This window comes from Alteraurantiacibacter lauratis (genome assembly GCF_037154155.1).
GTDB classification, from domain to species: domain Bacteria; phylum Pseudomonadota; class Alphaproteobacteria; order Sphingomonadales; family Sphingomonadaceae; genus Alteraurantiacibacter; species Alteraurantiacibacter lauratis.
This window is the reverse complement of sequence record NZ_JBANRN010000013.1, coordinates 17,975-39,442: the sequence shown is the minus strand read 5'-3', so window position 1 is coordinate 39,442 and position 21,468 is coordinate 17,975. Positions and strand designations below refer to the sequence as shown.

At 64.5% G+C, this 21,468-nt stretch carries 23 protein-coding genes; 11 read left to right on the top strand and 12 right to left on the bottom strand.

The window, feature by feature from the left end; translation table 11 throughout:
- Positions 1-107 precede the first annotated feature (107 nt).
- Positions 108-902: an SDR family oxidoreductase gene (locus WFP39_RS12100; protein ID WP_336919933.1), complete on the top strand. Its 795-nt coding sequence runs from the start codon at positions 108-110 to the stop codon at positions 900-902.
- A 280-nt stretch (positions 903-1,182) separates the two neighbouring features.
- Here WFP39_RS12100 and WFP39_RS12095 read toward each other — a convergent pair whose 3' ends face one another.
- The 4 genes from WFP39_RS12095 to WFP39_RS12080 all read right to left on the bottom strand — a co-directional run bounded on the left by WFP39_RS12095 (position 1,183) and on the right by WFP39_RS12080 (position 4,624).
- Entirely contained in the window at positions 1,183-1,452 is a 270-nt protein-coding gene (locus tag WFP39_RS12095; protein ID WP_336919932.1) for a hypothetical protein, read from the bottom strand.
- A 9-nt stretch (positions 1,453-1,461) separates the two neighbouring features.
- Positions 1,462-2,586, bottom strand: a complete 1,125-nt coding sequence (gene folP, locus WFP39_RS12090; RefSeq protein ID WP_336919931.1) for a dihydropteroate synthase — start codon at positions 2,584-2,586, stop codon at positions 1,462-1,464.
- Between the two features lie 47 nt (positions 2,587-2,633).
- Positions 2,634-3,782 carry a site-specific DNA-methyltransferase gene (locus tag WFP39_RS12085; protein ID WP_336919929.1) on the bottom strand — a complete coding sequence of 383 codons (1,149 nt, stop codon included), beginning with the start codon at positions 3,780-3,782 and terminating at the stop codon, positions 2,634-2,636.
- A gap of 200 nt (positions 3,783-3,982) precedes the next feature.
- A complete protein-coding gene (locus WFP39_RS12080; RefSeq protein ID WP_336919927.1) occupies positions 3,983-4,624 on the bottom strand; it encodes a ribonuclease HII in 642 nt (213 codons plus the stop codon).
- Between the two features lie 10 nt (positions 4,625-4,634).
- On the opposite strand from WFP39_RS12080, the gene WFP39_RS12075 reads away from it, so the two are divergent.
- The 6 genes from WFP39_RS12075 to WFP39_RS12050 all read left to right on the top strand — a co-directional run bounded on the left by WFP39_RS12075 (position 4,635) and on the right by WFP39_RS12050 (position 10,671).
- The gene (locus WFP39_RS12075) at positions 4,635-5,804 is read left to right on the top strand and encodes a PQQ-dependent sugar dehydrogenase (protein WP_336919926.1); all 1,170 of its coding nucleotides are present in this window, start codon (positions 4,635-4,637) and stop codon (positions 5,802-5,804) included.
- A gap of 62 nt (positions 5,805-5,866) precedes the next feature.
- Positions 5,867-6,397, top strand: coding sequence for a GNAT family N-acetyltransferase (locus WFP39_RS12070; protein ID WP_336919925.1), 531 nt, complete (start codon positions 5,867-5,869; stop codon positions 6,395-6,397).
- A 52-nt stretch (positions 6,398-6,449) separates the two neighbouring features.
- Entirely contained in the window at positions 6,450-7,052 is a 603-nt protein-coding gene (locus tag WFP39_RS12065) for a CoA pyrophosphatase (protein WP_336919923.1), read from the top strand.
- Positions 7,049-8,224, top strand: a complete 1,176-nt coding sequence (locus WFP39_RS12060; RefSeq protein WP_336919921.1) for a CCA tRNA nucleotidyltransferase — start codon at positions 7,049-7,051, stop codon at positions 8,222-8,224. The genes WFP39_RS12065 and WFP39_RS12060 overlap by 4 nt, the downstream gene beginning before the upstream one ends.
- 249 nt (positions 8,225-8,473) lie before the next feature.
- The gene (locus tag WFP39_RS12055) at positions 8,474-9,916 is read left to right on the top strand and encodes a DEAD/DEAH box helicase (RefSeq protein WP_336919920.1); all 1,443 of its coding nucleotides are present in this window, start codon (positions 8,474-8,476) and stop codon (positions 9,914-9,916) included.
- Positions 9,917-10,167: 251 nt separating this feature from the next.
- The gene (locus WFP39_RS12050; RefSeq protein ID WP_336919918.1) at positions 10,168-10,671 is read left to right on the top strand and encodes a hypothetical protein; all 504 of its coding nucleotides are present in this window, start codon (positions 10,168-10,170) and stop codon (positions 10,669-10,671) included.
- Between the two features lie 85 nt (positions 10,672-10,756).
- Here WFP39_RS12050 and parC read toward each other — a convergent pair whose 3' ends face one another.
- The 4 genes from parC to WFP39_RS12030 form a co-directional block, all read right to left on the bottom strand.
- On the bottom strand, positions 10,757-13,054 hold the full coding sequence (gene parC, locus WFP39_RS12045) for a DNA topoisomerase IV subunit A (RefSeq protein WP_336919916.1): 2,298 nt from the start codon (positions 13,052-13,054) through the stop codon (positions 10,757-10,759).
- 71 nt (positions 13,055-13,125) lie between these two features.
- Positions 13,126-13,455, bottom strand: coding sequence for a 2Fe-2S iron-sulfur cluster-binding protein (locus tag WFP39_RS12040; protein WP_336920018.1), 330 nt, complete (start codon positions 13,453-13,455; stop codon positions 13,126-13,128).
- A gap of 5 nt (positions 13,456-13,460) precedes the next feature.
- Positions 13,461-14,534: a cysteine desulfurase family protein gene (locus WFP39_RS12035; protein ID WP_336919914.1), complete on the bottom strand. Its 1,074-nt coding sequence runs from the start codon at positions 14,532-14,534 to the stop codon at positions 13,461-13,463.
- Positions 14,531-15,571: a cysteine desulfurase family protein gene (locus WFP39_RS12030; protein WP_336919913.1), complete on the bottom strand. Its 1,041-nt coding sequence runs from the start codon at positions 15,569-15,571 to the stop codon at positions 14,531-14,533. The genes WFP39_RS12035 and WFP39_RS12030 overlap by 4 nt, the downstream gene beginning before the upstream one ends.
- 97 nt (positions 15,572-15,668) lie before the next feature.
- Between WFP39_RS12030 and WFP39_RS12025 the strand changes: the two genes are divergently transcribed.
- Together WFP39_RS12025 and WFP39_RS12020 are read left to right on the top strand one after the other, a co-directional pair.
- Positions 15,669-16,325: an alpha/beta hydrolase gene (locus WFP39_RS12025; protein WP_336919911.1), complete on the top strand. Its 657-nt coding sequence runs from the start codon at positions 15,669-15,671 to the stop codon at positions 16,323-16,325.
- 180 nt (positions 16,326-16,505) lie between these two features.
- A complete protein-coding gene (locus WFP39_RS12020) occupies positions 16,506-17,189 on the top strand; it encodes an energy transducer TonB (RefSeq protein WP_336919909.1) in 684 nt (227 codons plus the stop codon).
- Positions 17,190-17,196: 7 nt separating this feature from the next.
- On the opposite strand, the gene WFP39_RS12015 is transcribed toward WFP39_RS12020, so the two are convergent.
- Positions 17,197-17,421 (bottom strand): hypothetical protein, encoded by a 225-nt coding sequence (locus WFP39_RS12015; protein ID WP_336919908.1) that lies wholly within the window; start codon positions 17,419-17,421, stop codon positions 17,197-17,199.
- Between the two features lie 151 nt (positions 17,422-17,572).
- Here WFP39_RS12015 and WFP39_RS12010 point away from each other — a divergent pair, with 151 nt between their 5' ends.
- Positions 17,573-17,734, top strand: a complete 162-nt coding sequence (locus tag WFP39_RS12010) for a hypothetical protein (protein ID WP_336919906.1) — start codon at positions 17,573-17,575, stop codon at positions 17,732-17,734.
- 134 nt (positions 17,735-17,868) lie between these two features.
- Here WFP39_RS12010 and WFP39_RS12005 read toward each other — a convergent pair whose 3' ends face one another.
- From WFP39_RS12005 to WFP39_RS11995, 3 genes are all read right to left on the bottom strand, one after another.
- Positions 17,869-18,231: a hypothetical protein gene (locus WFP39_RS12005; protein WP_336919905.1), complete on the bottom strand. Its 363-nt coding sequence runs from the start codon at positions 18,229-18,231 to the stop codon at positions 17,869-17,871.
- Between the two features lie 69 nt (positions 18,232-18,300).
- Positions 18,301-18,759, bottom strand: coding sequence for a hypothetical protein (locus WFP39_RS12000; protein ID WP_336919904.1), 459 nt, complete (start codon positions 18,757-18,759; stop codon positions 18,301-18,303).
- Between the two features lie 51 nt (positions 18,760-18,810).
- The gene (locus tag WFP39_RS11995) at positions 18,811-20,409 is read right to left on the bottom strand and encodes a phosphoenolpyruvate carboxykinase (RefSeq protein WP_336919903.1); all 1,599 of its coding nucleotides are present in this window, start codon (positions 20,407-20,409) and stop codon (positions 18,811-18,813) included.
- Between the two features lie 276 nt (positions 20,410-20,685).
- Between WFP39_RS11995 and WFP39_RS11990 the strand changes: the two genes are divergently transcribed.
- On the top strand, positions 20,686-21,450 hold the full coding sequence (locus WFP39_RS11990; protein ID WP_336919902.1) for a response regulator transcription factor: 765 nt from the start codon (positions 20,686-20,688) through the stop codon (positions 21,448-21,450).
- Positions 21,451-21,468: the final 18 nt, after the last annotated feature.

Here is a 21,468-nt window from a genome sequence, read left to right as displayed (position 1 = left end):
GTTGAAAGAGGAGTTCCTGCATTGGTCCAGTGACACCGCCCCGGCGGTTTTATCCTGCGTTCGCGGCCTGACGCCGCGCCTGACCAATTGCTTTCAAGGAACATCCCATGCCTGCCACCCAATGCCCGCGCCTGCGCGGCAAAACCGCCCTTGTCACTGGCGCTGCGCGCGGTATCGGCCTTGCCATAGCCGAGGCCTTTGCCCGCGAAGGTGCCGACGTCCTGCTGACCGATATTGCCGTGGCCGAAGGCGAAGCCGCCGCCGCGCGGATCGGCTGCCGTTTCCATAAACTCGATGTCCGGCTTGAAACCGATTGGGACGCCATCGCCCGCGTTCTCCCCTGCGCCGATATCGTGGTGAACAATGCCGGGATAACCGGCTTTGAATCCTCGCCCGGCCCGCACGATCCCGAAAACGCCAGCCTGGCCGATTGGCGCGCGGTTCATGCCACCAATCTGGACGGCACCTTCCTGGGCTGCCGCTATGCCATCCGGGCGATGAAAGAGGCAGGGCGCGGGTCGATCATCAATATCTCGTCGCGTTCAGGGCTGGTCGGCATACCGGGCGCGGCGGCCTATGCCAGTTCCAAGGCGGCGATCCGCAACCACACCAAATCGGTGGCGCTGTGGTGCGCGCAGAACGGCTGGGCGATCCGCTGCAATTCGATCCACCCCGCCGCGATCCTCACGCCGATGTGGGAGCCGCTGCTGGGCACCGGGCCAGAGCGGGAGGTAAACATGGCCGCCTTCGTGGCCGACACCCCGCTCAGGCGTTTCGGCACGGCAGAGGAAGTCGCGGCGCTCGCCGTGCTGCTGGCATCGGACGAGGTGACCTATATCACCGGTGCGGAACTGAATATCGACGGCGGATTGCTGGCCGGGTCTGCGGCTGCGCCGGGATAGAGTTAACCAGGGATTGGCAGCCTAGCTTAACGTTTCGTCTCATCAACTAAGCTTATGACTTCGAGGGAATTCGGATACCTAGGGCACGGGATTCAAGCTGACCCCGCGACCTCGTTGCAAGCTTTCCGAATATGGCGGAAGCCAACATCGTATAGGTGGCCATCGCTGTTACAGGATCGTCCTTAAAATCTTGCCGCAGATCGCTGACCCTCGAAGCCTTTTCGCTGTCATATTCGTTAAGTGCGTCCAAATGCTCTGGAAAATAGAGAGCAACATTCGCTCATAGGCGACCAAGATCGAATGGACTTTGCTGCTCAACTCCCTTTTCCCCATTCGCGATTCTCATCGCAGCAATTCCCGACAAGTTTGCCAAATGTTGAAGGCGGTCGATCTCGCCCAAAGTTTCTTCGAGCTTTCGTCGCAATATTGCTTCGTCTTCGCGAGCATTTGCCAAGGATTGGCGCGTCTTTTCGAGCCGATGCGCAATCAGCGGTGCCAACAGCGTTCTCAGAATGCCTAATGCCGCAATCCCAAACGCGGTCCAGTCCATTTACACCCCCTACCCCGGCAGCCCCGCAAAGTCGGTCAGCGCGGCATCGCGCATCCCGCGCCACACATTCCGTGCCTGCACCGTTTCGAACACGTCGTGCACGCGCAGCAGGTGGTATCCCGCATCCATCCCGCGCAGCGCCAGGGCCAGCGATCCGCCCAGACGCTGGTGCGCGCCCGCTTCGTTGCTCAGCGCGCCGATCATGCGTTTGCGGCTGGCGCCCAGCAGCAGCGGCTGGCCCAGCGCGTGGAACAGCGGCAGCGCGTTCATCAGCGCCAGATTATCGGCCAGCGTCTTGCCAAAGCCCACGCCGGGGTCGAGCACGATGTTCGTCCGCGCCACCCCTGCGGCCAGCGCCGCATCGCGCCTCTCGCGCAGCCAGTCGAACACGTCGAACACCACATTGGCGTAATCGCCATTGGCGTGCAGATCCTGCGCCGCCTCGTTACTCGGCCCCGGCGCGTGCATCAGGATCACCGGGCGGCCGGATGACGCGGCAAAGCCCATGCTGCGCGGATCGTGGCGCAGCGCGGATACATCGTTCAGGATATGCGCGCCGGCATCCAGCGCGGCCTGCATCACCGCCGGGCGGCGCGTGTCAATGCTGACCGCCGCGCCCATGCGGGTGCAGTATTCGATTGCGGGGACCACGCGCTTCAGCTCGTCCCCCTCCCACACGGCGGCCGCGCCGGGGCGGGTGCTTTCGCCGCCAATGTCGATGATGGCCGCGCCTGCCTCGTGCATGGCGGCGGCCTGCGCCTGCATGGCGGCGGGATCGTCCATGAACTGCCCGCCATCGGAAAAGCTGTCGGGCGTGACATTGAGCACGCCCATCACTTGCGGCTGATCAAGCCGGATCGTGCGCTGCCCGCATTGCAGCGGGGTGTGAACCTTGCCGAGGTCGGCCCATTGCGTCGCGCCTTCTGCGGCCAGATCGCCGCCGAGCCTTTCCAGCGTGGCGGGCATGGTCCGGGGCGTGGCGATCAGCCGCTGCGTCACGCGGTCGCCATCGCGCACGATCACCGCGAAGTGGCTCGCCCACACCATGCTGCCACCGAGGCGCAAGGCATCGCCCTCCACCGCCTGCGGGCCGGAGACGAAGGTGAGCGGCTGGATATAGAGGCGCTGGGTCATGGCCGAAGCGGTAGCTCAATTTGCCGGCAGCGCGAAAGCAGAGCAGATCAATCTTCCACCGCCAGCAGATAGGTCTGCCGTGCGGCGTCGATCGGTTTGAGGCCATCCGCTGCTTCGTAATGCCAGAAACTCCAGCCGTTGCAGCTGGGTGCGCCTTGCAATTCCTTGCCGACGCCGTGGATCGAGCCTGTCAGAGCCCCGCAGGCGATCGAGCCATCGGCACGCACTTCGGCGATCCAGCGGCGTTGCTTGTCCGTCAGCTTGGTGCCGGGGGGCAAAAGGCCCGCCTCCACCACCGCACCAAAGGCCACGCGCGGCGCGTCGCGCTTGCTCTGCATCGTGGTGATCGCGCTTTCGTCGAGCGGCAATTCCTTGGCGATGCGCGCCGTGGCGACCTTGCGATAGGCATCCTCGCGCTCGCAGCCGATCCACTCGCGCCCCAATCGCTTGGCGACAGCGCCGGTAGTGCCAGTGCCGAAGAAGGGATCGAGCACCACATCGCCCGCCTCGCTGGTCGCCAGCAGCACGCGGTAAAGCAGCGCCTCCGGCTTCTGTGTCGGATGCGCCTTGTGCCCGGCATCGTCCTTGAGCCGCTCACCGCCCGAACAGATCGGCAGCACCCAGTCGCTGCGCATCTGAAGCTCGTCATTCAGCGTTTTCATGGCGCGGTAGTTGAAATGGTATTTCGCCTTCTCGCCCATGCTCGCCCAGATCAGGGTTTCGTGCGCATTGGTGAATCGCGTGCCGCGGAAATTGGGCATGGGGTTGGTCTTGCGCCAGACAATGTCGTTGAGGATCCAGAACCCCAGATCCTGCATCAGCGCGCCCACGCGGAAGATGTTGTGATAGGAACCGATCACCCAAATCGCGCCATCGGGTTTGAGCACGCGGCGCGCCTCGGTCAGCCAGGCACGCGTGAAGCGGTCATAAGCGCCAAAGCTGTCGAACTGGTCCCAATGGTCGGTGACCGCGTCGACATGGCTGCCATCGGGCCGGTTCAGATCGCCGCCCAGTTGAAGGTTATAGGGCGGATCGGCAAAGATCAGGTCGATGCAATTGTCGGGCAGGCTGCGCATCGCTTCCACACAGTCGCCATCGAGGATGCGGCCCAGCGGCAGATCCTTCTTGTCGACCTTCACGGCCGCAGACTTCACCCTGGCGGCAGGTGCCGCCCGCAATTTTGTTACACTGCCCATAAACGCTTTGACCCCTGAGTTATCCACAGGGTGAGTCCTGCGAGTCCGCAGGTCAAGCGGCAATTTCAGATGAGCCATGCACGGGCCGCCGCGCTTCAGGAGGAACGAAAAGAGTCCGCCACAAGATGTTGAGTCCCTTTCCGGAAAGGAGACTCGATATGTGGCGGTGTGGCGGCAAGGACTCTGTTCAGCCGTTAAGTTCAGAAATCCATCGCGGCCTGCGCGACGGGCGCAAAGCTCATCCGGTGCAGCGGGCTGGGGCCATGGCGGCGCAGCGCCTCCATATGCTCCTTCGAGCCGTAACCCTTGTTTCGCTCCCACCCGTAATGCGGGTGGCGCTGCGCGGCCTGCACCATCCAACGGTCGCGGTATTCCTTCGCAAGGATGCTCGCCGCGCCGATGCACGCCTCCTTCCCGTCTCCGCCCACGATTGCGCGCGCCGGCCAGCGCCAGCCCGATGCGCGGCCCGCCGGGGTAAGGTTCCCGTCGATCAGCGTTTCAATATCCTCCAGCCCGGCCGCGGCGCACAGCCGCTCGACCGCGCGCGTCATCGCCAGCATGGTGGCGGCGAAGATATTGATCCGGTCAATCTCCGCCACATCCACAACCCCGATGCCAAAGGCGCAGGTGGCGCGAATTTCCGCCTCCAGCACGGCGCGGCGGGCGGGCGAAAGACGCTTGGAATCGCCCACCCCCTTTGGTCCCGGCTTGCACAGGACGACTGCAGCCGCCACAACAGGCCCAGCCAGCGGCCCCCTTCCCGCCTCGTCCACACCCGCAACCGGCAGGCCGGGCGCATAATGGGCCGCGAAATCGAACGCTGAAGATCCGGAGAGCATCATGCACAAATCCATGTCCCTCGCTCTATTCCCTGTGGCGCTGTTTGCCGCAAGCTGCGGCGCGCCTGCGATGGGGGATAGCGTGGCCGTTGCGCAGACCGTTGCGGGCCAGCCGGTGGAACTGGAAGCCGGATCGCCCTTTGCCGCCACCGCGCATATTGGCCTGACCGAAGGCTGGGCCATCGCGGTGGAGCCGGGCACCGGCAATCTGCTGATTACCGAAAAGGGCGGCACGGCCAAATATTACAACCCGGCCACAGGCACGGTGCTGCCGGTGAACGGCCTGCCCGAAGTGGGCTATGGCGGCCAAGGCGGGCTTGGCGATGTGGCCTTCGCCCCTGATTACGCGCAAAGCGGCACGATCTACCTATCCTGGGCGCAAAGCGCGGGCGGTGACGCGCGCCGCGCGGTCGCTGCGCGCGGGCAGCTTTCCTGCGATGGCGCCGCCTGCACCATTTCGGGCCTCACCGAAATCTGGCGGCAGGAACCGGCAACAAATGCTTTCGGCCATTTCAGCCACAAATTCGCCTTCTCACCCGATGGCCGCCATCTGTTCCTGTCCAGCGGCGACCGGATGCAGCCGGGGCTGCCGCAACAGCTCGACAACAATCTGGGCAAGGTGCTGCGCCTGAACCTCGATGGCACCCCCGCAGCGGGCAATCCCTTTGCCGCGCAAGGCTCACCCGCCGATCAGATCTGGTCCTATGGCCAGCGCAACCTGCTCGGCCTGCAATTCGATCTGGACGGCAATCTCTGGGATCTGGAGCATGGTCCACGCGGCGGGGACGAGCTGAACCTGGTAGAGCCGGGCAATAATTACGGCTGGCCCACGCGGTCTTACGGCATCAATTACAACGGCGACCCCATTCCCGACCACACGCCGGATGACGGCTTTGTGAAGCCGGCGATTTACTGGAACCCGGTGATCGCGCCGGGCGACATGCTGTTCTATCGCGGCGAAATGTTCCCCGCATGGCGCGGGCAGGCGCTGATCGCGGCGATGGGCAGCGTGACCAGCATCGTGCGCGTTTCGGTCGATGCGGCAAGCAATTCCGCGACCGAGGAGGCGCGCTACAAGTTCCCTGTGCGGCTGCGCGACATTGCCGAAGCCGCGGACGGATCGCTGTGGCTGGTGGAAGACGGCCCGCGCGGGCGGCTGCTGCACGTGACCGCAGCCGATTAATTTCCCCGGTAACAGCGGTAACATTTGCATGGGCGCGCAGCCCCCTTTATCGGCGCGCGCCCATGGACAAGCTTGCGCCTTCGCTGATTCCCCTCGACGCGGTGGACCCGGCCATGGTCGAGGAACTGCTCGACCGCGCCTTCGGGCCGGGGCGCAAGGCGCGCACCGCCTACAAGGTGCGCGGCGATGCGCCTTACCTCCCCGCGCTCAGCTTCGGGCTGGTGGATGAGGAGCAGATGCTGGTCGCCACCATTCAGGCATGGCCCGTGGCGCTGACCGATGTGCAGGGCCGCGCGCATCCGCTGATCATGGTGGGACCGGTGGCGGTTCTGCCCGAAAAGCAGGGCGAAGGTTTTGGCACCGCGCTGATGCTGGCGCAGGCGCAGGCCCTCGGCGAAATCGGCAGGCAGGTGGAGCCGCTGCCGCAGGTGCTGATTGGCGATGCGCCCTATTACGGCCGCTTTGGCTTTTCCGCCGATTACACCGGCGGCTGGACGTTGCCCGGCCCGTGGGAAAAGGACCGGCTGCTGCTGCGCTGTGCAAATCCGGCGATCCTGCCGCGCGAAGGCACGCTTGGCCCTTGGAAGGGGTGAGACTTCCTGCCATCTGAAGGGCCATGCCCGTCGCCATCCGCCTGTTTGCCGCATGATCGAGATATTCGACCGCCTGGCCGACCATTTCGAACGCGGCCACGCGCGCGAGAATGTGACCGTGCTGCCCGGCTTTGCCGTGCGCCTGCCGCCGGTGCTGACCCCTGCTGCCGTGCTGATCGGCATCACCGAACGCCCCGAACCCGGCGTTATCCTGACGCACCGCCGCGCCGATATGCGAAAACATGCGGGTCAAGTGGCCTTTCCCGGCGGCAAGCTCGATCCGGGCGAGGATGCCGTGGCCGCCGCCCTGCGCGAAGCGAACGAGGAGCTGGGCATCGACCCGGCCAATGTCCGCGTGATCGGCACCTCCGACCGTTTCGTCACCGGCACAGGCTATGAAGTAACCCCGGTGATCGCCACGCTGCCGCCCGATCTGCCCTTGGTGCCCAACCCCGATGAAGTGTCGTCGTGGTTCGAACCGCCGCTGGCCTTCGTGCTCGACCCGGCAAACCATGCGCGCAAGGAAGCGATGTTCGAAGGCGAGATGCACCCCTATATCGAGATCATGTGGGAAGGGCACCGGATCTGGGGCGTAACGGCGGCGATCATCGCCAATCTGGCGCAGCGGCTGAACGGGCTAGGGGACAAGGCATGAGCCGACTGCCCGCCGCCGAATGGACGCAGCGCAGGGATCTGGCGGCGCTCGTGGCCGCCTTGGGCGCGGACAATCTGCGCTGGGTGGGCGGCGCAGTGCGCGACACGCTGCTGGGCTATCCGGTCAAGGATATTGACGCGGCAACCACGCTGCGCCCCGAACAGGTGGTGGAGTTGTGCGCCGCCGCAGGCATCCGCACCGTTCCCACAGGCATTGCTCACGGCACCGTCACCGCGATCCTGCCCGGCGGCAATGTCGAAGTGACGACGCTCAGGCGCGATGTCTCCACCGATGGGCGGCGCGCCACGGTCGCCTTTGCCGATGACTGGCGCGACGATGCCGCGCGGCGCGATTTTACGATCAACGCGCTCTATGCCCACCCGGTGACGCGGGAAATTGCCGATTTTTTTGGCGGGCAAGACGATCTTTCCGCACGCCGGGTGCGTTTTATCGGCGATGCCCGCCAACGCATTGCCGAGGATCACTTGCGCATCCTTCGCTATTTCCGCTTTCAGGCGCGCTTCGGCGGGATGCTGGATGGCGAGGCGGAAGCCGCCTGCCGCGACCTTGCGGCCACGCTGAAGGGGTTGAGCCGGGAGCGGGTGGCGATGGAACTGCTCGGCCTGCTGGCCCTGCCCGATCCCGCGCCCACAGTGGAACGGATGCAGCGGCTGGGGGTGTTGCCGGTTGTGCTGCCGGAAGCCGATGCGTCAACCCTGCCCGCGCTGGTGGCACACGAACAGCGGCTTGGAATTGCCCCCAATCCCTTGCGCCGCATGGCTGCTTTGTTGCCAGCCGATCCGGCGCTGGCGGAAAAGGTGGCTGCGCGCCTGAAACTTTCCGCCGCGCAGAAAAAGCATCTGGCGCTGTGCGCGGGGCGCGAGGATGACGACGCGGCCGATCCGCGGGCACTCGCCTATCGCATCGGCATGGATGCGGCGCGTGACCGGGTGCTGCTGGCAGGCGGCGATCCGGTAGCGCTGGATGGCTGGGCCATTCCCGAACTGCCGCTGAAAGGCGGAGAAATCGTGGCACGCGGCGTAAGCGCCGGGCCGCAAGTCGCCCGCACCCTTCGCGCAGTGGAGGCCCGCTGGGTGGCCGAAGGCTTTCCGGATCGCGCACGGGTGGAGGAAATGCTGGCCGAGGAATTGCGAGCGAAGGAATTGCCCTGAGACGTAACAAGCTTGCTTGTTAACGAAACATCCCTATATGCCGCTGCAGACCAACGCGAAACCATCGCGTGATCCGTTTGCAAGCGTGAGCCTTTCCCAAGTCCAATCGGGAACAGGACCGGCACCGGACAAGTGGTCATCCCGCTGAAAGCTACCCGTGTCACGCTTGGGTCGCCGTTGAAGGCCCCAATCCGCACCCGGAATCCATCCGGCGCGTGCGGACATATGTGAACGAAAGAAAAGAGTTACATGTCCTATTTTACCGAACTCGGCCTTGCCGAGCCTATCCTGCGCGCGCTCGAAGCCAAGGGGTATAACGACCCCACGCCGATCCAGCGCCAGGCCATTCCCGCGCTTCTGGAAGGCCGCGATCTTCTGGGTATTGCGCAGACCGGCACCGGCAAGACCGCCGCCTTTTCGCTGCCCAGCCTGCACCGCCTTGCCGCCAATCCCAAGCCGCGCACCCCGCGCGGCTGCCGGATGCTGGTGCTCTCCCCCACCCGCGAACTCGCCGCACAGATTGCCGACAACATGGTCGGCTATGCCAAATATCTGAACCTGTCGGTGCAGACCGTGTTTGGCGGTGTGCCCGTGGGCAAGCAGATCAGCGCGCTGGGCCGCGGCACCGATATTCTGGTGGCAACGCCGGGCCGCCTGCTCGACCTTATCGAACAGCGCGCGCTGGTGCTCGACCATGTCGAAATCTTCGTGCTCGATGAAGCCGACCAGATGATGGACCTCGGTTTCATCAAGCCGCTGACCCGCATTGCCGGCCTGCTGCCGAAACAGCGCCAGAGCCTGTTTTTCAGCGCCACCATGCCGAATGAAATCGCCCAATTGGGCAAGCGTTTCATCAGCGACCCGGTCAAGGTGGAAGTCGCCCCGCAATCGACCACCGCCGAAAAGGTGGCGCAATATGTCACCCATGTCGACCAGAAGGAAAAGCAGGCGCTGCTGACCATTTCCCTGAAGAAGGGGCTGGAATCGGGCGATATTGAAAGCTGCCTCGTTTTCACCCGCACCAAGCACGGCGCGGACCGCGTGGTGAAGCACCTGATTGCCGCCGGGATCGAAGCCGCCGCCATTCACGGCAACAAAAGCCAGGCGCAGCGCACCCGTGCGCTGGACGGGTTCCGCGCCGGCCGCGTTCCCGTGCTGGTCGCCACCGATATTGCCGCGCGCGGGATCGATGTGCCCGGCGTGTCGGCGGTGTTCAATTTCGAACTGCCCAATGTGCCCGAACAATATGTTCACCGCATCGGCCGCACCGCGCGCGCCGGGCGCGGCGGCATGGCGATCAGTTACTGTGCAGGCGATGAAAAGACCTATCTGCGCGATATCGTGCGGCTGACCGGCGTGCAGCCGATTGCTGCCCCGCTGCCCGCCAATTTTCTCGAACAGGCCGCCCGCCTGCCCAAGCCGTCTGCCAAGCAGCTGGGCGCGGAACATTCGGAAGATAACCGCAATGGCGGCTCCAACCGCCGCAACCGCCAGGCCGAAGCCCGCAACCGTGGCCCGCGCCGCCATCCCGATGTCGCCGTGCGGCCCAAGGGTGCGCGTCCCGCGCCCGCCAACGCGGAAGGCACGGCCCGTTCAGGCGAAGCCCGGCCTGCCGGCAGGCAGAATGACGGTCGCAACCGCAACCGTAACCGCAGGCGCGGCGGCGGGCGGCCCCACGCCGCGCAAGCCTGATCCCCCGGCCAGCGCGCCGGTATAGTTTGGCACTGGCGCACGGAATTGGCGGGCTGTGGCTCGGCTCATGGAAGCTGGGCCACGGTCCGTCCCGTTCGGGGTTGCGATCACTTCAGCAATCCACAAGCTGGAAAGGCGAGGCGCACCTGCCTTGGTGGTTTCCGATCAGGCCCTGTGCCGCTTTCCCTGCGTTTTGCGGGTTGGGTGGCTGCGTGCCTGATGCGGGCGAGACTGGTAAAGAGGATAAAGCATTGAAGACCTATCAGACGATTTTCGCGGCGGCGGTCATGCTGGCTGCGCCTGTGACCGTGATGGCCCAGGATGTGGGCGCAACGGTAACCGGCAACGACGCCAACCCGATTGGCACGGTTGTTTCCAACGATGGGTCGACCGTGACGGTCGATACGGGCGCGCACCGCATCCCGCTGCCCGCCAATGCCTTTGCCATCACCGAAAGCGGCCCCTCGCTGAACATCACCAAGGCTGAACTCGATTCAATCTACGAACGCCAGCTGGCCGAAGCCGCCGCCGCGCGCGATGCCGCGCTGGTGGAAGGCGCCGCCGTGGTCACCGCCGACCAGCAGGCACTGGGCAGCGTGGACATGATCGATGGCGACAACATCGTGATCCGCGAAGGCGATTTCGTCGTGACCCTGCCGCGCGACATGCTGGCGGTGGACGGCGAAGGCAGGCTGATGGCGCTGGCCAGCATGGAAGCGATCCGGCAGGCGCTTCAGGCGGCGCAGGGCGGCTGAGCCGGATCGCGCAACTTCTGCGCCGATCCATTCCCTTGGACGGGACCAAGGCCGGGAGGGAGCGATCCTTCCCGGCCTTTGCTATTCAGAACCGGTTGTTTTTCGGGAAACCCGTGGGCGGCATCCGCCCGGCCGCGCCGCGTGCCACTTTCCACATATGGATCTCGGTCTCGGTGCGGGTTCGCCCACTTTCCCCGCCCATTTGCCAGCTCAGCCCATCGGCCAGCGTGAAGGTGGTGGCATCGGCCAATCCGCCATCGCGGTAACGTTGCAGCGTCACCCCCTGCCCGCGCGCCATTTCGGGCACTTCGTCCAGCGCAAAGACCACCAGCTTGCGGTTATCGCCCACCACCGCGACGTGATCGTGCGCCGGGGCAATGGCGCGAACAACGAGCAGCTTTGCGCCATCTTTCAGGTTCATGACTTGCCGACCCTTGCGCGTTTCGGCCAGCAGTTCCTCTGTCCGCGCGGCGAAACCCTTGCCGATGCTGGAGGCAAGCAGCAATTGCCGCCCCGGCTCGTGCACCACCACCGCCACAACATTTGCACCTGCATCAATATCGAGCGTGTTGCGCACCGGTTCGCCAAAACCGCGTGCGGATGGCAGCTTGTCCGCGCCGATGGTGAAAAAGCGGCCGTCATCGCATGCCAGCAATAGCTTGTCGGTGGTCTGGCAATGCACGGCAAAGGCGGCCTCGTCGCCTTCCTTGTATTTGAAATCGCCGCAGCCATCGGCGCCCAGATCGACATGGCCCTTGGCGGCACGGATCCAGCCTTTCTTGGACAGGATCACCGTTACCGGCTCCTTCTCGATCATCGCATCCATGCTGAATTCGACCGTGGGCGCGGCTTCGACGATGTCGGTGCGACGGCGGCCCAGCTCCGTGTCGGGCGCATATTCGGCGCGCAAGGCGGCCAGATCGCGCTTCAACCTTGTGCGCTGCCGCGCCGGGCTGGCGAGCAGCTTTTCCAGCTCGTCCTGTTCGGCCAGCAGCGCGTCCTTCTCGCGGCGCAGTTCCAACTCCTCCAGCTTGCGCAAGCTGCGCAGCCGCATGTTGAGGATCGCCTCGGCCTGCCGGTCGGTCAGGGCGAACTCTGCCATCATCACCGGCTTCGGTTCGTCCTCGGTGCGGATGATCTGGATCACCCGGTCAAGGTTGAGGAAAGCGATGATATAGCCTTCGACCAATTCCAGCCGCGCGGCAATCTTGTCCAGCCGGTGCTGGCTGCGGCGCTGCAGGATGTCGATCTGGCTGACCAGCCAGTTTTCCAGCAATTCCTTCAGCCCCATGACCATAGGGGTGCGTGTGGCATCCAGCACGTTGAGGTTGAGGCTGAAGCGCGTTTCCAGATCGGTCAGCTTGTAGAGCGATTCCTTGAGCAGTTCGGGATCGACATTGCGGCTGCGCGGTATCAGCACGATGCGGATCTGCTCATCGCTTTCGTCACGCACATCTTCGAGGATCGGCAGCTTCTTGTCTGCAATCGCCTGTGCGATCTGTTCGATCAGCTTGCCCTTGGCGACCTGATAGGGGATTTCGGAAATGACGAGCTGCCAGCCGCCGCCCTTGTGCCGCTCGATCCCCGCATTGCGATCGGCCTCGTCGCTCGCCTCGGCGGCATAGAATCGTCCGCGCACGCGAAAACTGCCGCGCCCGGTTTCATAGGCGTTGGCGATGCTGGCCGGCGAATCCACGATCAGGCCGCCCGTCGCAAAATCCGGCCCCTTGAACACGCCCATCAGTTCGGCATGGGTCACATCGCGGTTAAACAGCACGAGTTCGGCCGCGTCGATGATTTCCGCGACATTGTGGCTGGGGATGCTGGTGGCCATGCCCACGGCAATGCCGCTGGCCCCGTTGGCGAGAAGATTGGGGAAGATGCCGGGGAAAATCTCCGGCTCCTCATCCTCGCCATTATAGGTGGGGATGAAATCGACCGTGCCTTCGTCGAGCCCTTCCATCAGGCTCATCGCGGTCTTGGTCAGCCGGCATTCGGTATAACGGTAAGCGGCGGCGTTATCGCCATCGACATTGCCGAAATTGCCCTGGCCTTCGACGAGCGGATAGCGCAGCGTGAACGGCTGGGCGAGGCGCACCATCGCATCGTAAACGGCGACATCGCCGTGCGGGTGGAACTTGCCAATCACATCGCCCACCACGCGCGCCGATTTCTTGAATGCGCTGGACGGATCAAGCTTCAGCCCGCGCATTGCCCACAACAGGCGGCGGTGAACCGGCTTCAGCCCGTCGCGCAGATCAGGCAGGCTTCGCGCGGTGATGGTGGACAGGGCATAGACGAGATAGCGTTCAGAAAGCGCGGCATCGAAGGGGGCATCGACAATCGCGTCGAACGGGTCAGCGGCGTCATCAAGCGTGGGCATAGCAGCGGCCTAGCAGGGGCAAAGCGGGCCTGCCAGCGAGGATGGCGCGAGTATCAACAGCGAAAGGAGAATTACCGGCCCTGCATATCGTGCGCCTCGCGCGGGATGCGCACTTCCAGCCCTTCCAGTTCGGGCGTCAGAAGGATCTGGCAAGACAGGCGGCTGGTGGCGGAAAGATCGGCGGCAAGGTCGAGCATGTCTTCCTCGTCCTCGCTGGCGGGGGGCAGCTTGCCGAACCAGTCGCGACCGATAATGACATGGCAAGTGGAGCAGGCCATCTGCCCCTCGCACGTGCCTTCGAGCGGCATGGCGGCGGCCTGCGCCACTTCGAGCAGGCGCTCCCCCGGCTGGCCTTCGGCCTCGACCCGGTCCCCGTCGCGCGTGATGAAGATGATCTTGATGGCTGCTATCCCTGCTGCGATGCCGCGTCATTAATCGCTGCCGCCGCCGCTTCAAGCGATTCCATCGTGATATAGCGGCCAAAGCCAAGGCGGATGGAGGATTTGGCCTGGGCATCGGTCAGGCCTATGGCGCGCAAGACATGGCTGGGCCGGCCCGATCCGCTGGCGCAGGCGGACCCGGCGGAAAAGGCGATGTCGCGGCAATCGCTCATCAGGCGCGCCACATCGAGGCCATCGCGCCGGATATTGAGATTGCCGTGCCAGCGTGCATCCTGCGGTCCGTTCAGTTGCCAATCGGCAAAAAGCGCGCGGGCGCGCGCCCACAGTTTGGCGATATGGGCCGCATCCTCCGCCTGCCGTGCCAGCGCCAGTTTCGCCGCCGCGCCAAAGCCTGCGCATAGCGCGGGGCTGAGCGTGCCTGATCGGAGGCCCCCTTCCTGCCCCCCGCCGGTGATCTGCGCGTCCAGTTCCACCCCATCGGCCAGCCACAGCGCGCCGATGCCCTTGGGCCCATACAGCTTGTGCGCGGACACCACGATCATGTCGGCCGGGGCGACAGGGAGCTTGCCCGCCGCCTGCACCGCGTCCGACAGGAACAGCGCGCCCGCTGCCCTTGCCCGCTTGGCCCAATGTACACTGTCCTGCACCGCGCCGATTTCGTTGTTGACCTGCATCACGCAGACCATGGCGGAATCGGAAGGCAACGGCGTATCGGATTGCACGAAGCCCTGCGCATCCACCGGCAGGATATGTGCCCGGCCGAGCGCCTGCGCGGTATCAAGCACGGCGGCGTGTTCGATGGCAGAGACGGCTATCGCGCCCTTTCGCCGTGTTCCCCGCATTGCCAGATTGATCGCCTCGGTCGCGCTGCCGGTGAAGATCACGCGCCCGCCGGCAGGAAACAGCGCAGCGACGCGATCGCGCGCCCGTTCCACCGCTGCGGCCGCCGCGCGGCCCAGCCGGTGCGCCGAATGGGGGTTGCCGAAGCCGTCCCCCTCCGGTCCGCCCAGCCAGCGCAGCATTTCCTCGCGCGCTTCGGGGGCGAGCGGCGTGGTCGCCTGGTAATCGAGATAGATCATGCAAGGCTCGCCCAGGCTGCCACGAACGCCGCCAGATCGTCTGGCGTGGTATTCCACCCCAGGCTGACGCGGATCGTGCGCTGCGCCTGTTCGGGCGGCAGACCCATGGCGGTGAGCACCCGGCTGGGCTTGAGCGAGCCCGAAGAGCACGCACTGCCCGCCGACACCGCAAAGCCCATGGCATCCAGACGGATGACCAGAACCTGCGCCGACAATTGCGGATGTGTCAGCGCCAGAATGTGATCGGCCCGGTCGGCAATGGGCAAGAGGCTCGGTTCCAGTGCCGCAGCAAAGGCAAGCCGCTCTGCCGGGGTGGTTGCCCAATCGCTCACCTCCAAAGCGGCGGCAAAGCCCATCGCCGCAGGCAGGTTCTCCGTCCCCCGCCGGTATCCGCGTTCATGCCCGCCTGAAGGTTCCAGCAAGCTGTAATCACGCACCAGCAGCGCGCCGATTCCCACCGGCCCGCCCAGCTTGTGCGCGGATACCACAACCATGTCCGCCCCGGCCGGCAAGGCCGCCTTCCCCGCGCTTTGCGAGGCATCGGCCAGCCATAAACCGCCCGCGTCGTGGATCAGGGCCGCCAGCGCCGCCTCATCCTGCCGCGCGCCGGTTTCGGAATTGACCGTCTGGATGGCGACCAAGGGACGCTCGCGCTGCACCGCCTCGGCCAGCACATCTGCGTCAATCCGCCCATCGGGCAGCACCGCCAGCTGCTCGGAATCGGGTGCGGCGGCCAGAACCGCATCGTGCTCCGCCGCGCCGACCAGACGCGCGCCTGCCTTTGCCCTGCCCAAGGCAATCGCCAGCGCCTCGCTCGCGCCGCTGGTGAAGATCACCTCGCCCGACCACCCCAGCGCCGCCTTCACCCGCGCGCGCGCGTCCTCCAGCGCAGCCTTCGCCCGTCTCCCTTCGGCGTGGGGGCTGGAGGGATTGGCCCAGATGGCAAAGCCTTCCTCCATCGACGCGCGCGCCTGTGGGCGCAGCGGAGATGTGGCGGCATGATCAAGATAGATGCGGGCAGAAATGGCGGAACTCATCGAATAATTGCGAAACCGGGCACAGTTCCTATATAGCCGCGCACTTGCCCCGCGCCACCCGCGCGGTTCACATCCCATATTCAGGTCTGTTCAAACAATGCCTCACGTGATCTTCCCCGGCCCTGAAGGCCGCCTTGAAGGACGCTTTACCCCCGGTCCGCGCCCGCGTGCACCTGTGGCGATGATCCTGCATCCGCATTCGCTGGGTGGCGGCACAATGAATGACCGCATTGTGCAGATGATGTACAAGACTTTTGTCGATCGCGGCTTTGCGACGCTGCGCTTCAATTTCCGCGGTGTGGGCAAAAGCCAGGGCAGTTTCGACAACGGCATTGGCGAATTGTCCGATGCAGCATCCGCGCTCGACTGGGTGCAGCAGATCCACCCCGAAGCTTCGGTCACCTGGATCGCCGGCGTATCCTTTGGCGCGCTTATCGGGATGCAATTGCTGATGCGGCGCCCCGAAATCCGCGGCTTCATTTCGGTCGCACCGCCGGCCAACATGTATGATTTCAGCTTCCTTGCCCCCTGTCCGGCCAGCGGCATATTCATTCAAGGCATGGCGGATACCGTGGTGCAGCCCGCCAGCGTGCAGAAACTGGTCGACAAGCTGCGCACGCAGAAACACATCACCATCCACCATGACGAAATCCCGCGCGCCAACCACTTTTTCGAGAACGAGCTGGACGAGCTGAAAGCCTCGGTCGAGCGCTATCTGGATTTCCGCCTCGATCCCGCCTGCCCGATCAGCTGATCGGACACGGGCGCATCAATCCGCCTGCCTTTGCTCCCTCCCACCGCTTCCCGCCGCGCGTAATGTGTCGGCGGGCGGCGGCGCATTCCGCACTTGTAACAAATTGTCGCAAGGTGTAATGTTACATTATTACCTAGCCGCCACATCAGGATGGGGCAGGTTGGGAAAGGAGAATGGCATATGGCTTATCTCGACCATCCGCACACACACCGCCGTCTGGCAAGCGTGGCGGGCGTTGCCGCCGTCCACGCCGTGCTGGCGGTGGGGCTGGCGGCGGGCCTCACGATCACATACACGCTCGCCCCGCCCGAACCGCCGATCAAGGGCGAACCGGTAGTGGTGACACTGCCCCCGCCGCCCGAACCGGTAACCGAGCCCGATCCGGTGCAGAATACCGCAATCTCGACTCCGCCCGTCGCGCCCCCTGCACCGCTGCCGATTCAGCAGACCGCACCGGTCGACACGGTGATCGACTTCCCGCCCGAACGCGATGTGGCGCGCACGGCACAGCCGCCCGCCGACCCGCGGCCTACGCGGTCCGCCGATCCGCCCGCAGCTGCTTTCATTCCGCGCCCACCCGCCCCGGCGAATAGCCAGGGAAGCTGGATCACCAATGCCGATTACCCTTCGCTGGCGCTGCGGCGCGAACTGGAAGGCGATGTCGCTTACGAACTGGCGATCGATGCGCGCGGGCGGGTTAGCGATTGCCGCATCATCGCCAGCGGCGGGCACCGTCTGCTCGATACCGAAACCTGCCGCCTGATCGAACGGCGTGCGCGTTTCACCCCTGCCACCGACGACAAGGGGCAGAGCACGGTCGGCACATGGCGCGGCAGTGTGCGCTGGACGATTCCGGAACGCTAACAGGCTGTCAGGGCGTGGCGCTGCCCAGCGCGGCAGCGTCACCGCTCACGCCTTCAGCCGGCGCGCTTCCATCCGGAATGCTCCAGATCACGACATTGGCCAGCATCACCACCGCGAGGATCACCATCAGCATCGATTGGCGGTTCGGCCCCAGCCGCCGGTAAAGATACCACGCACCTGCCAGCATGGCGACGGCGCCCAGCATGACAATCGAGTAGACAAGATCGCTCATGCGGCGTTTCTAGCCGCGCCAGTCGCGCGGCACCAGATGGCGCGAAGGGCCGGTGCCCAACATGGTCAATTTCAGGTTAAGCGCAGTCCGATACCCCGTGTTCATCAGCTTCGGGCACTTCGATTTCACCACACGCTGAAGGGAAGCTGAAATGGATACCCTGTTCCTCTTGACTGCCGCCATCGGACTTGCCGCCCTGTTGATCGTGCCGCATTCGAAGGACCGGACCAAGCGGATGCTTCAGCGTGGCGGCGCGGCGGCGGCGTTCAGCATCGGCATTTTCGGTTCAGTCTTCTCCATGATGGTTGCCTGATTTTCGGCGTTTCCGGACAATATTCCGGCCGGTCTCCCCGGATTACAACCCTGCGCTCGGAAGGCGCAAAAACGACCCGGCAGGATTGCCCCCCTGCCGGGTCGTCCCGTTTCGACACGGACCAATCCTCCTCGCTATTTCTTGCCGAACAGCCCCTTGGCCATGCCCGCGATATCGTTCAGCGGATTGCCGTCGCCGTCCTTGTCCAGCATATCGAGCAGGCCCTTGGCCTGCGGATTGTCGTTCAGCATCGTCGCAAAACTGGTCAGCGAACCTTCGCCGCCAATATGCTGCACAATGCTGCTCAGCACGCCGGTATCGAGGCCCGTCTGTGCCGATGCAAGTTCCACCGTATCGCCCTGCATCTGGTGCGAACGGCCCAGCGCGGCAATCGCCTTTTCCGCCATGGCGGGGGAAATGCCCACCTTCTCGGCCAGATTCACCACATCGTCCGGCGCGCCGGTAAGACCCTTCAGCAGACTGTCAAAAACGCTCATCCCTGCACACTCCTCTTCTATCTCCGGGGCGTGAGTCGCACAGTCGGCTGAACCGGTCTTTGATGCAAGTCAGACTTGGGTGAGCGGGCGCAGATCGGGCGGCACAAAGGCACGGCGCGCCGCCACGCTGAACAGCAGGTCGCGCGAATAGAAGCGGAGCGGGTAGTCGCGCTGTCCGCGCGCGCCCGACAGCAGGCGATTGACACGCGCGACCAGCGATCCGCCGGATTCCTCGGCCAGATGCGCGCGCACGGCATGAATATAGAAATGCGTGATCGTAGCGTGGTAGCCATGCGCATCGTCGTTCACCCCGCCCACCGCCACATTGTAGCGGGCAATCGCGCCGGGCAGGTCCTGCTCCACATCAAAAGCGGGATATTCGTCCAGCAGGCACAGACACGCAGCCAGATGCGCCTCGTGCGTCCATTTGGCACGCGGCAAACTGGTGTCGAGCAGGTCCGCTGCCACGCGGCGCACCGCCGCATCATCGGCAAACAGGCGAACAGGGTATCGGGAAGCAGAGGTCATCGGATCGTTCCGGGCTTCTTGAGGTGAAGGCCCGGACCGATCCGAGCCCAATCAGGCGACCGGCGCCGGTGCCGCCTGGCGCACGCCTTCGTCGACATGGTCGGCAAATTGCCGGAAGTTGTCGACGAACAACTGCACCAGCTTTTGCGCGGTCACGTCATACTCGGCCGGATCAGCCCAGGTCGAACGCGGATCGAGGATCGCGCTGTCCACGCCGGGCACAGCCACGGGAACTTCGAAGCCGAAATTCTCGTCCTTGCGGAACTCGACATCGGCCATCTTGCCATCGAGCACAGCATTGAGCAGCGCGCGGGTCGCCTTGATCGGCATACGGCGGCCGGTGCCGTATTTGCCGCCGGTCCAACCGGTGTTGACCAGCCAGCATTCCGCGCCGCCCTTGCCGATGCGCTCTTTCAGCAGGTTGCCGTAAACGCTGGGGTGGCGCGGCATAAAGGCGGCGCCAAAGCAGGTGCTGAAGGTCGCCTCTGGCTCGGTCACGCCGATTTCGGTGCCTGCGACCTTGGCGGTATAGCCGCTGAGGAAGTAGTACATCGCCTGATCGGGCGTCAGCCGCGCGATCGGGGGCAGCACGCCGAACGCATCCGCCGTCAGCATGATCACATTCGACGGTGCCGGGCCGAGGTTCTTTTCGCTCGTGTTCGGGATGAACTCGATCGGATAGGCGCCGCGGGTGTTTTCCGTCTTGCTGCCATCGGTGAAGTCGAGTTCGCGGGTCACCGGATCCATTGTGACGTTTTCGAGGATCGTGCCGAACATCTTCGTGGTGGCGTAAATCTCCGGCTCGCCCTCTGCGGACAGGTTGATCATCTTGGCGTAGCAGCCGCCTTCGAAATTGAAGACCGCGGTGTCCGACCAGCCGTGCTCGTCATCGCCGATCAGCGTGCGGCTGGCATCAGCCGACAGCGTGGTCTTGCCCGTGCCCGACAGGCCGAAGAAGATCGCGCTCTTGCCATCTGCGCCGATATTGGCCGAACAGTGCATCGGCATCACGCCCTTCGCGGGAAGCAGGTAATTCAGCAGGCCGAACACGCCCTTCTTCATCTCGCCCGAATATTCGGTGTTGCCGATCAGGATCAGCTTTTCGGTGAAGCTGACCGCAATCACCGTATCGCTGCGGCAGCCGTGGCGTTCGGGATCGGCCTTGAAACTGGGCAGGTTGATGATGGTGTATTCGGGCACGAAATTCGCCAATTCGTCCGCCGTCGGGCGCACCAGCAGCGTGCGGATGAACAGGTTGTGCCACGCCATCTGGGTGATGACGCGCACGTTGAGGCGATATTCGGGCTGCGAGCCACCGAACAGGTCAGCGACGTAAAGCTCGTTCTGCTCTTGCAGTTCCTTGAGGAAATCCGCCTTCAGCGCCGCGAAATGCGCCTCGCTCATCGGCTGGTTGATCGCGCCCCAATTGATCGTGCTCTCGGTCTCGGCATCGCGGACGATATACTTGTCCTTGACGCTGCGGCCGGTGAAGCGGCCCGTATCGACCAGCAGCGCGCCGTGCTTGGTCAGCTGACCCTCGCCCCTTTTCAGCGCGTGTTCGACCAGCGCGGCAGTGCCCAGATTGGCGTAAATGGTGGCGGTGCTGGACACACCCAGATCGGCAAGCGAAACAGCAGTGGTATTGGGCACGAAAGGGTCTCCCCGTGAAAAAAGTTCCAATCTTCCGGACCGCGCTCTCCCACGGTTAGGGTAGGCCCTTAGTTGCGCAGCCACCTCGCGTCAATTTGCCGAAAGGCCACCAGTGATGGATTTTCCATCTCAGCACAATCGATCCAGTGCAATATGGCAATCGGTGCCCAAAAACCGGCTGGCGCCTGCCTTGTGGCGCCGCCTGCGAGCGGATAGGGTCGCTTGCGCAGGGGCTGCAGCAATTGTGCAGCAATTCGGATCGGACAGGCAGGCCAGATGAACACCTCTCATGAGAAAGCAGGCGAGCAGACGCGGTCGGCGGATACCCCGCGATCCATCGCGCTGGTGGATGATGACCGCAATATCCTCGCCACCCTGTCCATCGCGCTCCAGGCCGAAGGCTATCTGACCCGCCTCTACACCGATGGCGAGGCGGCGCTGGCCGCGCTGCGTTCCAATCCGCCCGATCTGGCGGTGTTCGACATCAAGATGCCGCGCATGGACGGCATGGAATTGCTGCGCCGCCTGCGCGAGACGAGCGACCTGCCGGTGATTTTCCTGACCAGCAAGGACGAGGAGCAGGACGAGGAAGCCGGCCTTGCCATGGGCGCGGATGATTATATCGCCAAGCCGTTCAGCCAGCGCCTGCTGCTCGCCCGCATCCGCGCGATTCTGCGCCGCGCGGGCCCTTCGCAGGCAAGCCAGCCAGACCTTGCCAGCGCGCCGCCGGGCGATGCCGCGATCATGGAACGCGGCCGCCTGCGGATGGACCCTGCGCGCCACCAGGTTACCTGGGACGGCAAGCCGGTGGGCCTGACCGTGACCGAGTTCCTGATCCTCGAAGCGCTCGCCACCCGGCCCGGCGTGATCAAGAGCCGCAACCAGTTGATGGATGCCGCCTATCCCGACGACGTGTTCGTGGATGACCGCACGGTGGACAGCCACATCAAGCGCCTGCGCCGCAAGTTCCGCGCGGTGGATGGCAACTTTGGCGCGATCGAGACACTGTATGGCGCAGGCTATTCCTTCGCCGATGGCTGACCGGCGCGAGCCTGCCCG

Excerpts from the sequence above, each read along its gene's own strand:
- WFP39_RS12100 (WP_336919933.1), top strand. The coding sequence starts at position 108 with ATGCCTGCCACCCAATGCCCGCGCCTGCGCGGCAAAACCGCCCTTGTC.
- WFP39_RS12095 (WP_336919932.1), bottom strand. The coding sequence starts at position 1,452 with ATGGACTGGACCGCGTTTGGGATTGCGGCATTAGGCATTCTGAGAACG.
- folP (WP_336919931.1), bottom strand. The coding sequence starts at position 2,586 with ATGACCCAGCGCCTCTATATCCAGCCGCTCACCTTCGTCTCCGGCCCG.
- WFP39_RS12085 (WP_336919929.1), bottom strand. The coding sequence starts at position 3,782 with ATGGGCAGTGTAACAAAATTGCGGGCGGCACCTGCCGCCAGGGTGAAG.
- WFP39_RS12080 (WP_336919927.1), bottom strand. The coding sequence starts at position 4,624 with ATGATGCTCTCCGGATCTTCAGCGTTCGATTTCGCGGCCCATTATGCG.
- WFP39_RS12075 (WP_336919926.1), top strand. The coding sequence starts at position 4,635 with ATGTCCCTCGCTCTATTCCCTGTGGCGCTGTTTGCCGCAAGCTGCGGC.
- WFP39_RS12070 (WP_336919925.1), top strand. The coding sequence starts at position 5,867 with ATGGACAAGCTTGCGCCTTCGCTGATTCCCCTCGACGCGGTGGACCCG.
- WFP39_RS12065 (WP_336919923.1), top strand. The coding sequence starts at position 6,450 with ATGATCGAGATATTCGACCGCCTGGCCGACCATTTCGAACGCGGCCAC.
- WFP39_RS12060 (WP_336919921.1), top strand. The coding sequence starts at position 7,049 with ATGAGCCGACTGCCCGCCGCCGAATGGACGCAGCGCAGGGATCTGGCG.
- WFP39_RS12055 (WP_336919920.1), top strand. The coding sequence starts at position 8,474 with ATGTCCTATTTTACCGAACTCGGCCTTGCCGAGCCTATCCTGCGCGCG.
- parC (WP_336919916.1), bottom strand. The coding sequence starts at position 13,054 with ATGCCCACGCTTGATGACGCCGCTGACCCGTTCGACGCGATTGTCGAT.
- WFP39_RS12035 (WP_336919914.1), bottom strand. The coding sequence starts at position 14,534 with ATGATCTATCTCGATTACCAGGCGACCACGCCGCTCGCCCCCGAAGCG.
- WFP39_RS12030 (WP_336919913.1), bottom strand. The coding sequence starts at position 15,571 with ATGAGTTCCGCCATTTCTGCCCGCATCTATCTTGATCATGCCGCCACA.
- WFP39_RS12025 (WP_336919911.1), top strand. The coding sequence starts at position 15,669 with ATGCCTCACGTGATCTTCCCCGGCCCTGAAGGCCGCCTTGAAGGACGC.
- WFP39_RS12020 (WP_336919909.1), top strand. The coding sequence starts at position 16,506 with ATGGCTTATCTCGACCATCCGCACACACACCGCCGTCTGGCAAGCGTG.
- WFP39_RS12015 (WP_336919908.1), bottom strand. The coding sequence starts at position 17,421 with ATGAGCGATCTTGTCTACTCGATTGTCATGCTGGGCGCCGTCGCCATG.
- WFP39_RS12010 (WP_336919906.1), top strand. The coding sequence starts at position 17,573 with ATGGATACCCTGTTCCTCTTGACTGCCGCCATCGGACTTGCCGCCCTG.
- WFP39_RS12005 (WP_336919905.1), bottom strand. The coding sequence starts at position 18,231 with ATGAGCGTTTTTGACAGTCTGCTGAAGGGTCTTACCGGCGCGCCGGAC.
- WFP39_RS12000 (WP_336919904.1), bottom strand. The coding sequence starts at position 18,759 with ATGACCTCTGCTTCCCGATACCCTGTTCGCCTGTTTGCCGATGATGCG.
- WFP39_RS11990 (WP_336919902.1), top strand. The coding sequence starts at position 20,686 with ATGAACACCTCTCATGAGAAAGCAGGCGAGCAGACGCGGTCGGCGGAT.